This is a genomic window from Streptomyces rhizoryzae (assembly GCF_023155275.1).
Lineage (GTDB): Bacteria > Actinomycetota > Actinomycetes > Streptomycetales > Streptomycetaceae > Streptomyces > Streptomyces rhizoryzae.
Window position 1 is genome coordinate 81,615 of the sequence record NZ_JALMUV010000025.1, and the last position, 13,032, is coordinate 94,646.

Consider the following 13,032-nt stretch of genomic DNA (forward strand, 5'->3'; position numbering starts at 1 on the left):
CTCAGGTGCGAACTACCGGGTAGCGGTCCGCTCCTTCCTCGTCGGCACGGGAGCCCCGGTCCCCTCGGGCGCGGGATGTCCCGGCCCACTGAAATCATGAGCGCTGCACCACCACCGCGCAAGGCCCGGCCGCGATCGCGCGGCCGGGCCCGGGGGGCGGCGGCGTCAGGAGAGGGTGTCGGCCGCGGTCGGCGAGGAGTCGCGCAGGAAGGCCGAGCAGCGCTCGTACTCCTCCTGCTCGCCGATCGCCCGCGCGGCGCGGGCCAGGGCGTGCAGCGCGCGCAGGAAGCCGCGGTTGGGCTCGTGCTCGAACGGCACCGGGCCGTGGCCCTTCCAGCCGGCCCGGCGCAGCGCGTCCAGGCCGCGGTGGTAGCCGGTACGGGCGTACGCGTACGACTCGACGGTCCGGCCGGCCTCGAAGGCGTCGTCGGCGAGCTGGGCCCAGGCCAGGGAGGAGGCCGGGTACTTCGCGGCGACATCGGCCGGTGCGGTGCCCGCGGCGAGCGCCGAGCGGGGTTCGGGGTCGTCGGGCAGGTGGGTCGGGGGCGGTCCCCCGAGGAGGTTCTCGTGAATGGGCATGGGTCCAGTCTGCCGGGTCGCCTGGCGGCTGGGCCGCCACCCACGTGCTCGGGTGTCCCGCCGTGCGGGCCGCTGCGCGGGGCCGGGCCGGGTTTCGGGGGCCGCCGCGCGGGGGCTGAGGCGCGCCTGCGGCGGGGGCCGCTGCGCGGGGCTTTCGGGGTGCGGGGACGGGCCGGTGCGGGGGGCGGGGACCGGATTGCTTCGCTTTACGTCCGGCCCCCGCCCCCCGCCGGCCCGTCCCCTCCCGTGGGTGGGTGGGGAGAGGACGGTGGGGGCGGGCCCGATGGGGCAGGTGTGCGTTCGGTCTCCCCCGGGTCGAGCGGGGGTGCGGCGATGCCGCAGTGGTAGGTGCATTCGGGGTGGCAGGGGTGGAGGGTCGGGGGCGTCGCGGGGTGCAGGGCCTCGGGGCGGACGGTGAGCCAGGCGATCAGGGCGCCGGCCAGCAGGACCAGGGCGCACAGCGGCATGGCGCGGCGGAAGGCGGCGGCGAAGGCCGGGGCCGAGCGGTACGCCTCGGGGCCCATGCCCGCCAGCAGCGGGAGGGCGGCCACCGCCATCAGACCGGCGGCCCGCGCGGCGGCGTTGTTGATGCCGCTGGCCAGGCCGGCCCGGTCGACGTCCACCGCCGCCAGCACGGTGGCGGTGAGCGGCGCGACCAGGGTCACCATCCCGGCGCCCAGCACCACCAGCGCCGGCAGCACGTCGGTGAGGTAGGAGGCGTCCGGGCCGACCCGGGTCATCAGCAGCATGCCGGCCGCGCAGAGCACCGGGCCGACGGTGAGCGGGATCCGCGGGCCGATCCGCTCCCCCAGCTCGCCGGAGCGGGCGGACAGCAGCAGCATCAGCACGGTGGTGGGCAGCAGCGCGGTCCCGGCCCGGAGCGGCGAGTAGCCCGCGACGACCTGGAGCTGGAGCACGGCGAGGAAGAAGAACCCGCCGAAGGCGGCGTAGACGCAGACGGTGACCGCGTTGACGGCGGAGAACTGGCGGATGGCGAAGATCTGCGGCGGCAGCATCGGATCGGCCCGCCGCCGCTCCACGTGGAGGAAGACCCCGCCGAGCAGCACCCCGGCCACCGCGGGCACCAGCACGGCCGGTGCGGCGCCCCGGCCGGGGGCCTCGATCAGCGCGTAGCTGACCCCGGCCAGCGCCAGGGCGCCCAGGACCGCGCCCGCCACGTCGAAGCCGCGGGCCCGGCCGGTGCCCCGTTCGCGCGTCTCGGGGACGTGCCGCAGCGCGATCGGGACGCAGACCGCCGCCAGCGGCACGTTCAGGAAGAACACCCAGCGCCAGCTGGCGCCGTCCACCAGCCAGCCGCCGACGAACGGACCGACGGCCGCGGCCACCCCGCCCAGCCCCGACCAGGCGCCGACCGCGCGCGCCCGGTCGTCGGGATGGAAGACCGCCTGGATCAGGGCGAGCGAGCCGGGGGTGAGCAGCGCCCCGCCGACGCCCTGGAGCGCCCGGGCGGCGATCAGCACCGCCGCGCTCGGTGCCAGCCCGCACAGCAGCGACGCCGCGGCGAACCAGACCGCGCCGATGACGAAGACCCGGCGCCGCCCGAACCGGTCGCCCAGCGCCCCGCCCAGCAGGATCAGCGCGGAGAGGGTGAGCAGGTAGGCGGTGACGGTCCACTGGAGGGCCGCCAGGTCCACGTCGAGGTCGGTGCCGATCCTCGGCAGCGCGACATTGACGACGGTGCTGTCGAGCAGCGCCATACCGGAGCCGAGGACCGTGGTGAGCAGCACCCACCGGCCCTGCGGCGACGCCAGCCGCACCCCGCCGGGACCGTTCCCGCCCGCCTCGTCCATACGGTGAGCATGCCCCGGCCGGCGGCGGTCCGCGCGTCCGCCGTACGGCCCGCCGCCCCCAGGACGCCGAAGGGCCCCGCGGCCGGAACGGCGGCGGGGCCCGGTGAGCCGCGGTGCGGCCCGGCGCCTACTTCAGCTTGGTGCCGGTGGACCGCAGGTTGGCGCACGCCTCGGTGACGCGCTTGGCCATCCCGGCCTCGGCCAGCTTGCCCCAGCTGCGCGGGTCGTAGGTCTTCTTGTTGCCGACCTCGCCGTCGACCTTCAGCACACCGTCGTAGTTGCGGAACATGTGGTCCGCGACGGGGCGGGTGAAGGCGTACTGGGTGTCGGTGTCGAGGTTCATCTTGACCACGCCGTTCTCCAGCGCGGTGGCGATCTCCTCGGCGGTGGAGCCGGAGCCGCCGTGGAAGACGAAGTCGAACGGCGCCGCCTTGCCGTACTTGGCGCCGACACCCTCCTGGAGGTCCTTCAGCAGCTCGGGGCGGAGCACGACGTTGCCCGGCTTGTAGACACCGTGGACGTTGCCGAACGAGGCGGCGAGCAGGTAGCGGCCCTTCTCGCCCAGGCCCAGCGCCTCGGCGGTGCGCAGCGCGTCCTCGACCGTGGTGTACAGCTCGTCGTTGATCTCGTGGGTGACGCCGTCCTCCTCGCCGCCGGTCGGGGTGATCTCGACCTCAAGGATGATCTTGGCGGCGGCGGCGCGGGGCAGCAGCTCCTGCGCGATGGAGAGGTTGTCGGCGAGGTTCTCGGCGGAACCGTCCCACATGTGCGACTGGAAGAGCGGGTTGCGGCCCTTGGCGACGCGCTCGGCGGAGATCTCCAGCAGCGGGCGGACGTAACCGTCCAGCTTGTCCTTCGGGCAGTGGTCGGTGTGCAGCGCGACGTTGACGTCGTACTTCTCGGCGACCACGTGCGCGAACTCGGCGAGCGCCACCGCGCCGGTGACCATGTCCTTGTTGTACTGACCGCCCAGGAACTCCGCACCACCGGTGGAGATCTGGATGATGCCGTCGCTCTCGGCCTCGGCGAAACCGCGCAGCGCTGCGTGCAGCGTCTGCGAGGACGTCACGTTGATGGCCGGGTAGGCGAACTTGCCTGCCTTCGCCCGGTCCAGCATCTCGTTGTAGACCTCAGGGGTTGCGATGGGCATCTGTCCGCTCCTTGTGTGTGCGGGGTGTGCGTTCTTGGCCCTGACCAGGGGGCGACGACTTCGCCGTGGCACATCTTCCCAGACTCACCGGGCGGGTCCACATCGCCCGTATGGCGGCCCTGTGCGCAGGGGGCGCGGTTTCCCGGGCAACGGCGGGCGATGTTTCACGTGAAACCAGGCGCAGGTTTCCCGTGAAACATCGCCGAGCGCGGCAAAACCGCAGGTCAGCGGCGAGTGCCCGGAGGGGCGCTCAGCTCAGGCCGAGATCGCCGAGCTGGTAGCCGGTGAGGTACGGCAGCCCGGCCGCGTCGATCGCCGACGCCGCACCGCGGTCAACGATCGTCGCAACCGCAACCACCTCGGCGCCCGCCTCGCGGGCCGCCTCGACGGCGGTCAGCGGCGAGCCGCCGGTGGTGGAGGTGTCCTCGACCACCAGGACGCGGCGGCCCGTGATGTCCGGGCCCTCGATACGGCGCTGCATACCGTGGGCCTTCTGCGCCTTGCGGACGACGAAGGCGTCCAGCCGGCGGCCGCGGGCGGCGGCCGCGTGCAGCATGGACGTCGCGACCGGGTCGGCGCCGAGCGTCAGCCCGCCGACCGCGTCGAAGTCGAGGCCGGCGGTGAGGTCCAGCATCAGCTGACCGACCAGCGGCGCCGCCTCGCTGTCGAGGGTGATCCGGCGCAGGTCGATGTAGTAGTCGGCCTCCTTGCCGGAGGAGAGCGTCACCTTGCCGTGCACCACGGCCTTGTCCTTGATCTGTTGCAGCAGCGCGCCGCGCACGTCGTCCGTCATGCGCACGAGCTTAGGACAGCGCCCCGCCCCCGGCGTCCGCCGCCTACGGCGTGCGCCAGCTCCAGGTCGTGGAGACCTCCAGCGGGTCGATCGGGGTGACCAGCCGCGGGGCGGTGTTCAGTCCGTTCGGCGGGCCGGACTGCGGCTCGACGCAGACCGCCTCCTCCTGCTCGTCGTAGACCACCACCCACTCGGCGCGGCTGGCGACCGTCAGCTCCAGCCGGCCGGGCCAGGTGAGGGTGACCTCGACGCCGCGCGGCATGCCGAAGCAGTCGTCCCAGGGGCCGGGCAGCGGGGTGATCCGGCGGCCGGTCGGCAGGTGGTCGGCGCCCCGCTCCTCCTGCCACTCCGGGGCGAAGTCGATCCGGACGTCCCCGCCCTCGCCGAGGTTGCGCAGGAACCACGGGTGCCAGCCGGCCTGGGCCGGGAAGGAGTCGCCGGCCGCCTCGACACCCATGGTGAGGGTGAGCGAGCCGCCGTCCTCGGCCAGTTCGACGAGCTGGGTGACCTGCCCCGGGTACGGCCAGGGGGCCGCCGGGTCGGACAGGTCGTAGGTGAAGGCGGCCGCGGCGGTGCCGGTCCGCGCGGTGCGCCAGCGCAGGTCACGGCCGGTGCCGTGGATCGCGTGCGGCGGGGAGTTGACCGGCAGCTGGTGCAGGTGACCGCCGTTGCGGAACCGCCCCTGGTCGGTCCGGCCGCACCACGGAACCATCGGGAAGCAGCCGTACTTGTCGCCCTGCCGCAGCAGCTCGGTGCCGCCGACGCGCAGGCTGCCGATCCGGCAGCCGTTCTCCGGGTGGACGGTCAGTTCGGCGTCGCCGGCCCGGAGCCGGACGCCGTCCGCGCGCTGCGTGGTGTTCTCGGTGCTCACGGAAGCGACCCTAACGGTGCGCGGGCCACCGCACCCGGAGCCGGCCGCCGCCGCACCGTCCGCGTCCCGGCCCGGCCGGTCACCGGCGCCGCCGCAGCACCCGTCCGACCACCACCGCGGAGGCCAGCACCACCGCGGCGGCCGGCGCCGCCCAGCGCAGCGGCACCGAGCCCGAACCGGTCTCCGGCGCGGGCACCGGTGCGTACCGGCCGCGCGGCGGGGCGTGGTCGACCTCCTCCGCGCTGCGCCCGATCATCGTCCGGCGGGCGTGCGCGGCCTCCGCGGGCGCCTCGTCCGCCAGGTCGCCGGGAGCGGCGGCCCCGTCCAGGGCGTCCGGCCCGTCCTCCGCCTCGTCCGCGAAACCGTCCGCCGCGGTGCCGTCCGCCGCCGGGGTCCCGGACCGGTCCGCGTCCGCCGGGGCGGCGGCCTCCGGCCCCTGCGGGTCGTCGGGGTCGGCGACCACGCTGACGTCGTCCTCGGCATCGCTGAGCGGATCGAGCGACGGGGGCGGCACCTCGGTGTCGAAGATGCTCTGCGGAACCGGACCGGTGGCCTCCTCCGCGGCCCCGGCGGGCGGCCGCTCGCCCAGGTCCGCGGTGAGGTTCTCCGCGAAACGCTCCAGCAGCCGCCGCCCGGCCGTCTCCGCGGCCCGGTCGCCGGCGGCCGCGAGCCGCCCCGTGCTGCGGACCGTGCCGGCGCACACCAGCGTCGTCCCGGGGCCGGGCTCGGTGGCCGCGGCCAGCCGCACGGTCAGGGTCAGCGCGACGGTGCCCTCGCCGCGGGTCTCGGTCCCGGCCGCCTCGACGGTCACCGGGTCCGCCGCGCCCCCGGCCGCCGGGGCGCCGTCCGCCGGGCCGCCGCTGACGGTGAGCGTGCCGCGGTAGGTGATGGTGGAGCTTCCGACGCGCAGCCGCAGCCGGCCCTGCGGGCGCCGCGGAGCGGCTTCGGCGTCGAGCTGGACTCCGGGAACGCAGCGCGCCACGCGCTCGGCTTCGGTGAGCGCCTGCCGCACCGTCCGGACGGGAAACGGAACGTACACCTCGTGCTCCATGACACGGGAGCCTACCCAGCACCCCCGGCCCGTGCGCCCGCCGCGGCGCGAACTTCCGGCGGATACGGGCACCGGCGCCGGCCCGGTGGGCACCGTGCTCACTCCAGGTACCGCGGGCGCATCAGGGTCGAGGGCGGCAGGCCGGGGATGCGCTCGCGGGCCTCGGCGCGGGAGCCGGCCCGCAGGTCGGCCGGTCCGACGGCGCCGGGCGGGGCGTCCGGCGCCGCGCCGAGCCGGGGCGGCCGCCGGGCGGCCAGGACGAACCCCCAGTACCGCGCCCGGTCCGGGGCGCCGGTGAGCCGCTCGGCACCGCCGGACCGGGCGCCCGGCTCCGGTCCGGCCGGCTCCGCCCCCTGTGCCGGGCGGTGCCGCGGCACCGCCCGCTCGGGCCCGCCGGAGAATCCCGGCGGCCGGCCGGGGATGCGGTACGGCAGGGTCCGCAGCCCCACCGAGCGCAGGGTCGTCTCCACCGTCCAGAACGTCCGCGGCCGGGTGCGCGGCGGGCCGGCGTGCACCGCCAGCCGCCCGTCCCCGGCCAGCACCCGCAGGGCCAGGCCGTAGAACTCCTGCGAGTAGAGCTTGGTGCTGGCGGTGATCCCCGGGTCGGGCAGGTCGGAGACGATGACGTCGTACCGCTCCGCACGGGCGGCGGCGGGCCCGCCGGCCCGGCGGCGCAGCCAGGTGAAGGCGTCGGCGGTCACCACCCGCACCCGGGGGTCGGCGAACGCGTGGCGGTTGAGGGCGGACAGCCCCGGGTCGGTGCGCGCCAGCCGCACCACCTCCGGATCGAGCTCGACCACCGTCACCGCGCGGACCGCGCGGTAGCGCAGCACCTCGCGCACGGCCAGGCCGTCCCCACCGCCGAGGACCAGCACCCGGCGGTGCGGGCCGCCGGCCATCGCCGGGCCCACCAGCGCCTGGTGGTAGGCCCGTTCGGTGTCCGAGCTGACCTTCAGCCGGCCGTCGAGGAACAGCTCCAGCGGTCTGCCGGAACCTTTCCTCGCGCGCCCGGCACCGGCTCCGGGCGCGCCGCCCGTGCCACCGGTCAGCACCACCTCCTGGACGCCGGTCTGCTCGGCGACCCGGGCCGCCGTCCCGTACACCGCGCGGCGCGCGGCCTGTTCGAACGGGCCGGACAGCGCCACGCCCGCGCCGAGCAGCGCCAGCACCGCGACGGTGAGGCCGGCCAGCGCCCAGCGCGCCCGGGCGGTCAGGTCGCCGCCGAACAGCCACAGCACCAGGACCGCGCCCGCGACGAGGTTGACCGCGCCGGTGACCAGCGCGCCGCTGAGCTGCCCCAGGCACGGCAGCAGCAGGAACGGGAAGGCCAGCCCGCCGACCAGCGCGCCGACGTAGTCCGCGGCGAACAGATCGGCCACCGCACCGCCCGCGTCCTGCCGGCGCACCCGCTGGATCAGCGTCATCAGCAGCGGTATCTCCGCGCCGACCAGCACCCCGATGGCCAGCGAGAAGCCGACCAGCGCGGTGCGGGACTGGCCCAGCCAGGCGAAGCAGGCGTGGAGCGCCATCGCCGAACCGCCGCCGACCAGCGCGAGCACCGTCTCGACCGCGGCGAAGCCGGCCGCGGCCCGGCAGCGCAGCCGCTTGGCCAGCAGCGCGCCGACGCCCATCGCGAAGACCATGGAGGAGAGCACGACCGACGCCTGGGTGACCGAGTCGCCGCTCAAGTAGCTGGCCAGCGCGACCAGTTCGAGTTCGTAGACCAGGCCGCAGGCGGCGCAGACGAAGACCACCGCGAGGACCAGCAGCCGGCCGAGCCGGGCCGGCACCGGCAGTCGCGCCGGCGCCCTGCGCTCCGACGGCCCGCGGGCACCGGCGGCGAGAGACTCTGGCAGGTCGATCATGACATGAACGCTACGTGACGAAACGGTCGCAATAGGTCACCCACACGAGTGCAGTGTGGGTGCCGGGCACACCCGTTGCACGCGCCGTCCGACCGGTGCGCCGGCCCGGCGGACCGGTCCGTCAGGCGGCCACCGCCGCCCGCACCCCGACCCGCGTACGGGTGGCCACCAGCCGCCCTTCCTGCGGGTACGCGTGCCAGGTGCGCCAGCGCACCTGGCCGTGCCGGCGCTGCGCCAGCATCGCGGTGAAGGCGTGCGGCGAGCCGGGGAAGGTGCCGGCGAGGCCGTGCGGATGCTCGGCGACCAGCGCCAGCAGCTCCTGCGCCCGGCCGGCGAACGAGCCGCGGGAGAGCGTCTCGACGTGCGCGGCGAACTCGTACTCCCAGTCACCCAGCCGCTTGGCCACGCCGAGCGGCAGCGGCGTGCTGCTGCCCGGCATGCAGGCGACGGTCTCGGAACAGGCGCCGTGCTCCTCGTCGAGCAGCACCTGGTGCGAGGCGCCCAGCAGCCTCAACTGCACGCGGGCGCCGTCCAGTTGGAGGTTCAGTACGGCCAGCGCCGGCAGGGGTTCCCTGCCCAGGGCCCAGGCCAGGTCGGATGCTCGGGTATCGGTATAAGCCGTTTTCAAGGTGGTGAGCATGGGTCGGCTCCGCAAGCACGCAGGGGATGGTGGGCCGGCCCGCCCGAGATGGGGATCAGGGATGAATGACTGCCTGCCGGCTCGTGCCCACGCGGGGTCCGAGAACTGGGGGATTCTCAAGGGAGAGGGAATCACGGATGCGGCGGCGGCCACAGCGTTTTTACCCATCTTCGCCCTGGTTTCCATCCCTAGAGGGCCATGCAGTTCACCTGTTCAACGACCAATCCCACAAAGGTTGTTGGGCTGCTTTCCGCCATCCTCGCGGTGCCCGTGCGGCGCCGCAGGAGCACGGTGCGGGTGCGCCCGCCGAGGGGGCGGGTACGAGCGCGCCGGGGGCGCACCGCCCGCCCCGGGCGCCCTCTTTCAGGACCCTCCGCCGCAGCCGCCCCCACCGCCGCAGGACGATCCCCCGCCGCAGGAGTGCCCGCCGTGGTGGCCGCCGCCCCCGCCGCACGAGGAATGGTGGCCGTGGTGCCCGTGGTGCCCGCCGCCGTCCGGCACGGAACCGGAGTCCGCACCCCCGCCGGCCGCCCACCAACTCCCGCCGCCACTGCTGCTGTTGCTCCTGTTCCCGCCCTTGCTCCTGCCGCCGGACCGCGGATACCGGCCGGACGTCCGGCCGTTCTTGCGGCCGCCGCGCACGGCGGCCGCCACGATCGCCAGCAGCACCACCACGATCCCGGCGAAAACCAGCAGACCGATCATCGTTCGCCCCCCTCTTCCTTCCGTCCCCCGACGCGGGGCTCCTTCTCCCCGCCGGCCCCCGGTGCGCCACCGGGTGGGCCGCTGTGCGGCGCCGTCCGCGCCGCCGGGCCGCCGGCCGCCCCCGGCGGCCGCCGCGGTCCTCGGTGCGGGGCTCCTGCCCCGGCCCCCCGCGGCTCAAAGCACAGTTGAGGAACTCCAGAGGTTCGGCGCAGGATGGCGCGCATGGACCGACCGCTGCTCAACCGACGCCTCGCCGCCTTCGGCACCACGATCTTCGCCGAGATGTCGGCGCTCGCCCAGCGCACCGGCGCGATCAACCTCGGCCAGGGCTTCCCGGACGCCGACGGCCCGGAGGAGGTCCGGGAGGCCGCGGTGCGCGCGCTGCGCGACGGCCGCGGCAACCAGTACCCGCCCGGCCCCGGCGTCCCCGAGCTGCGCGCCGCCGTCGCCGCCCACCACCAGCGGTTCTACGGGCACCTCGGGCCGGGCTACGACCCGGACACCGAGGTCCTGGTCACCGCCGGCGCCACCGAGGCCATCGCCGCCTCGCTCCTCGCCCTCCTGGAACCGGGCGACGAGGTCATCGCCCTGGAGCCGTACTACGACTCCTACGCCGCCTGCATCGCGCTGGCCGGCGCCCGCCGCGTCCCGGTGACCCTGCGCCCGTCCGCGGAGACCGGCCGCTACCACCTCGACCTCGACGAGCTGCGCGACGCCGTCACCGACGACACCCGCCTGCTCCTCCTCAACACCCCGCACAACCCCACCGGCACCGTCCTCTCCCGCGAGGAGCTGACCGCCGTCGCCGCGCTCGCCGTCGAGCGCGACCTCCTGGTCGTCACCGACGAGGTCTACGAGCACCTGGTCTTCGAGGGCGAGCACCTGCCGCTGGCGTCGTTCCCCGGGATGCGCGAGCGGACCGTCACCATCGGCTCGGCCGGCAAGACCTTCTCCTTCACCGGCTGGAAGGTCGGCTGGGTCACCGCCCCGCCCGCGCTGATCAACGCGGTCCGCTCCGCCAAGCAGTTCCTCACCTACGTCTCGGCCGGGCCCTTCCAGTACGCCGTCGCCGAGGCGCTGGCCCTGCCGGACTCCTACTTCAGCGCGCTCCGCGACGACCTGCGGACCAAGCGCGACATCCTCGCCGCCGGCCTCGCCGACGCCGGCTTCGGCGTCTTCCGCCCGGCCGGCACCTACTTCATCACCACCGACATCCGCCCCCTGGGCGCCGCCCGCTCCCAGGGCGGCGACGGCTTCGCCTTCTGCCGCTCGCTCCCCGAACGCGCCGGCGTCGTCGCCATCCCCAACGCGGTCTTCTACGACCACCAGGACGAGGGCGCCCCCTTCGTCCGCTTCGCCTTCTGCAAGTCCACGACCGTCCTGGAACAGGCCGCGTCCCGCTTGAAGCGGCTGTAGGGGCGGCGCGGGACCCGTCCGCTCCGCACCGCCCCGCACCGCCCCGTCCGGGCCGCCACCCGATCGCCCACCCCCGCTGGCGGGGTGGGGTGGGGGCCTTGAGAGTCGGGGCGGGAACGGGTGAGTGGAGGTGGGCGGTGGGCGCCGGGGCCGTGGCGGGGGGCGGGGGCGCGGCGGCGCGCCGGGGGCGGATCGGGGCGGCGGCGCGGCGGGCGCGGACGGCGCTGGTGCTGTTCGCCGCGCTCCGGGCCGCCGGGGCGGTGTGCGCGGCCGGGTGGGCCTGGCGCACCGGGCGGCACGCGCGGACGCTGCTGGGCACCTCCTGGGACTCGGCGTGGTACCTGAGCATCGCCCGGCACGGCTACGGGGCGGCGCTGCCGCCCGGGCGGTGGCCCGGTGTCCCGCTGGCCGACCTGGCGTTCTTCCCGCTGTACCCGTGGCTGGTGCGGGCGGTGGCCGCGGTGGTCCCGGTGGGGGCGGTGAACGCCGGTCTCGCGGTGGCGTGGGCGGCGGCGCTGGCGGCCGCCTGGGGGATCTTCGCGGTGGGGGAGCGGCTGCACGGGCGGCGCACCGGGATCTGGCTGGTGGTCCTGTGGGCGGTGCTGCCGCACGCCGTCATCGAGTCGCTGGCGTACACCGAGGCGCTGCTGACCGCGCTGGCCGCGTGGTCGCTGTACGCGCTGCTGACCCGGCGGTTCGTGTGGGCCGGGGCGCTGGCCGCGGCGGCGGGGCTGGCCCGGCCCAGCGGGCTCGCGGTGGCGCTGGCGGTGGTCGCGGGGGCGGCGGTGCAGGCGTGGCGGCAGCGCGGGACGGGCCGGGGCGGCGGGCGCGGCGGGGGCGCGTGGGCCGGACGGGCCGGACGGGCTGCGCGCGCCGGGCAGCCCGCGCGGGCCGCGCCGGGCGGGCGGGTGCCGGGGGTGCGGCTGGCGGTCGGGGCGGTGCTGGCGCCGGCCGGGTGGGCCGGGTACGTGCTGTGGGCCGGGGCCCGCAGCGGCGGCGGGCCGCTGGGCTACTTCGCCGTGCAGGAGCGCTGGGGGTCGCGGTTCGACTTCGGGCGGGACGCGCTGCACGAGGTCCGGCACCTGGTGCTGGCCGGGGCACCGCCCGCGTACCTCATGGCGGCCGCGGTGGTCGCGGTGGCGCTGCTGCTGTACGCGCTGCTGGTGCTGGACCGGCCGCCGGCCGCGCTGCTGGTGCTCACCACGGCGCTGGTCGTGCTGGCGCTCGGCGGCACCCACTACTTCCCGTCCAAGCCGCGCTTCCTGCTGCCGGCCTTCCCGCTGCTGCTGCCCGCGGCGCTGGCGCTGGCCCGGGCCCGTACGCGCACCGCCGCCCTGGTCGCCGGGGGCCTGGCCGCGTTCTCCTTCGGCTACGGGGCCTACCTGCTCACCCTCGCCGCGGTGCCGCTGTGAGGCCGCGCCGGTCCGGGGCCCGCCGCCCGGCCGGGTACGACACGGGCCCCGGTCCGACGGTGTCGGCATCCGGGGCCCGGGCAGCCGGGGCGCGGCGGGGCAGTCAGCCCTCGTCCTCGCCCGGCTTGTTGTCGGAGTCGCCTTCGATCTCGGCCTCCAGACCGAGCTGCTCGACGATCCACCTGTCGAATTCGATCGAGGCACGCACCCAGCTGACCGTGCTCGACACGAAGTGTTCGAGCGAGACACCGGTGCCGACCAGCATCGATGCCTCACCGATCAGACGGACGGTGCCGTCGTCGTGGGTGTGGGTGTACACCTTCGGCCAGAGCGTCCGGCGGTTCCAGTCGTCGATCGCTTCCAGCAGCTTCAGCTTCTCGTCGATGCCGTGGACGCGGTCGTAGAACGTACGGACGGAGAAGATCTCCTGCTCCGCCTCACCACGGAACATGAAGTACGTGCGGAACTGCTCCCACGGGGCGGCGAGGTCACCCTCCTCGTCGACGACGTACTTCAGCTCCATCTGCTCAAGGAGCTGCTTGACCAGGTCCTGGTCGGGGACGACGGGACCATCAGGCCCCGACGGCTGCGGTTCGGGCTGGCCCCCGAAATTCGGAATCGAGGACGGGTCGATGCTCACCGTGGAATTCCCTTCGTATGGTCCCTGCCATCCTCCCCCATACGCGCCCGGTCCTGGCAAGTGCGGGCGCCGGACCGGCGCGTACGGGGGCGGGGCGGG

General features: G+C 75.6%; 12 protein-coding genes. 2 read left to right on the forward strand and 10 right to left on the reverse strand.

Features of this window, described 5'->3' with window-relative positions:
• Window positions 1-165: 165 nt before the first annotated feature.
• From MUU72_RS20495 to MUU72_RS20535, 9 genes are all read right to left on the reverse strand, one after another.
• Window positions 166-579 carry a DUF3151 domain-containing protein gene (locus MUU72_RS20495; protein WP_248014780.1) on the reverse strand — a complete coding sequence of 138 codons (414 nt, stop codon included), beginning with the start codon at window positions 577-579 and terminating at the stop codon, window positions 166-168.
• 206 nt (window positions 580-785) lie between these two features.
• Complete coding sequence (locus tag MUU72_RS20500; RefSeq protein ID WP_248014781.1) at window positions 786-2,390, reverse strand: DHA2 family efflux MFS transporter permease subunit; 1,605 nt, start codon at window positions 2,388-2,390, stop codon at window positions 786-788.
• Window positions 2,391-2,517: 127 nt separating this feature from the next.
• Window positions 2,518-3,540 carry a class II fructose-bisphosphate aldolase gene (fbaA, locus tag MUU72_RS20505; RefSeq protein ID WP_248014782.1) on the reverse strand — a complete coding sequence of 341 codons (1,023 nt, stop codon included), beginning with the start codon at window positions 3,538-3,540 and terminating at the stop codon, window positions 2,518-2,520.
• A gap of 250 nt (window positions 3,541-3,790) precedes the next feature.
• Window positions 3,791-4,333, reverse strand: coding sequence for an orotate phosphoribosyltransferase (pyrE, locus tag MUU72_RS20510; protein WP_248014783.1), 543 nt, complete (start codon window positions 4,331-4,333; stop codon window positions 3,791-3,793).
• A gap of 43 nt (window positions 4,334-4,376) precedes the next feature.
• Complete coding sequence (locus MUU72_RS20515; protein ID WP_248014784.1) at window positions 4,377-5,204, reverse strand: aldose epimerase family protein; 828 nt, start codon at window positions 5,202-5,204, stop codon at window positions 4,377-4,379.
• Window positions 5,205-5,283: 79 nt separating this feature from the next.
• On the reverse strand, window positions 5,284-6,255 hold the full coding sequence (locus MUU72_RS20520) for an SRPBCC domain-containing protein (RefSeq protein WP_248014785.1): 972 nt from the start codon (window positions 6,253-6,255) through the stop codon (window positions 5,284-5,286).
• A 98-nt stretch (window positions 6,256-6,353) separates the two neighbouring features.
• Window positions 6,354-8,120: a polyamine aminopropyltransferase gene (locus MUU72_RS20525; RefSeq protein WP_248014786.1), complete on the reverse strand. Its 1,767-nt coding sequence runs from the start codon at window positions 8,118-8,120 to the stop codon at window positions 6,354-6,356.
• A 121-nt stretch (window positions 8,121-8,241) separates the two neighbouring features.
• Complete coding sequence (locus MUU72_RS20530) at window positions 8,242-8,760, reverse strand: DUF2617 family protein (RefSeq protein ID WP_248014787.1); 519 nt, start codon at window positions 8,758-8,760, stop codon at window positions 8,242-8,244.
• A 363-nt stretch (window positions 8,761-9,123) separates the two neighbouring features.
• Window positions 9,124-9,465: a hypothetical protein gene (locus MUU72_RS20535; protein WP_248014788.1), complete on the reverse strand. Its 342-nt coding sequence runs from the start codon at window positions 9,463-9,465 to the stop codon at window positions 9,124-9,126.
• A gap of 222 nt (window positions 9,466-9,687) precedes the next feature.
• On the opposite strand from MUU72_RS20535, the gene MUU72_RS20540 reads away from it, so the two are divergent.
• Complete coding sequence (locus tag MUU72_RS20540) at window positions 9,688-10,881, forward strand: pyridoxal phosphate-dependent aminotransferase (RefSeq protein WP_248014789.1); 1,194 nt, start codon at window positions 9,688-9,690, stop codon at window positions 10,879-10,881.
• Between the two features lie 137 nt (window positions 10,882-11,018).
• Window positions 11,019-12,293 (forward strand): hypothetical protein, encoded by a 1,275-nt coding sequence (locus tag MUU72_RS20545; protein WP_248014790.1) that lies wholly within the window; start codon window positions 11,019-11,021, stop codon window positions 12,291-12,293.
• Between the two features lie 103 nt (window positions 12,294-12,396).
• Here MUU72_RS20545 and MUU72_RS20550 read toward each other — a convergent pair whose 3' ends face one another.
• A complete protein-coding gene (locus MUU72_RS20550) occupies window positions 12,397-12,933 on the reverse strand; it encodes a type III secretion system chaperone family protein (RefSeq protein WP_248014791.1) in 537 nt (178 codons plus the stop codon).
• Between the last annotated feature and the right edge of the window lie 99 nt (window positions 12,934-13,032).

What these genes read in the sequence shown, in the direction of transcription:
- MUU72_RS20495 (WP_248014780.1), bottom strand. Translation starts at nt 579, where the DNA reads ATGCCCATTCACGAGAACCTCCTCGGGGGACCGCCCCCGACCCACCTG.
- MUU72_RS20500 (WP_248014781.1), bottom strand. Translation starts at nt 2,390, where the DNA reads ATGGACGAGGCGGGCGGGAACGGTCCCGGCGGGGTGCGGCTGGCGTCG.
- fbaA (WP_248014782.1), bottom strand. Translation starts at nt 3,540, where the DNA reads ATGCCCATCGCAACCCCTGAGGTCTACAACGAGATGCTGGACCGGGCG.
- pyrE (WP_248014783.1), bottom strand. Translation starts at nt 4,333, where the DNA reads ATGACGGACGACGTGCGCGGCGCGCTGCTGCAACAGATCAAGGACAAG.
- MUU72_RS20520 (WP_248014785.1), bottom strand. Translation starts at nt 6,255, where the DNA reads ATGGAGCACGAGGTGTACGTTCCGTTTCCCGTCCGGACGGTGCGGCAG.
- MUU72_RS20525 (WP_248014786.1), bottom strand. Translation starts at nt 8,120, where the DNA reads ATGATCGACCTGCCAGAGTCTCTCGCCGCCGGTGCCCGCGGGCCGTCG.
- MUU72_RS20530 (WP_248014787.1), bottom strand. Translation starts at nt 8,760, where the DNA reads ATGCTCACCACCTTGAAAACGGCTTATACCGATACCCGAGCATCCGAC.
- MUU72_RS20535 (WP_248014788.1), bottom strand. Translation starts at nt 9,465, where the DNA reads ATGATCGGTCTGCTGGTTTTCGCCGGGATCGTGGTGGTGCTGCTGGCG.
- MUU72_RS20540 (WP_248014789.1), top strand. Translation starts at nt 9,688, where the DNA reads ATGGACCGACCGCTGCTCAACCGACGCCTCGCCGCCTTCGGCACCACG.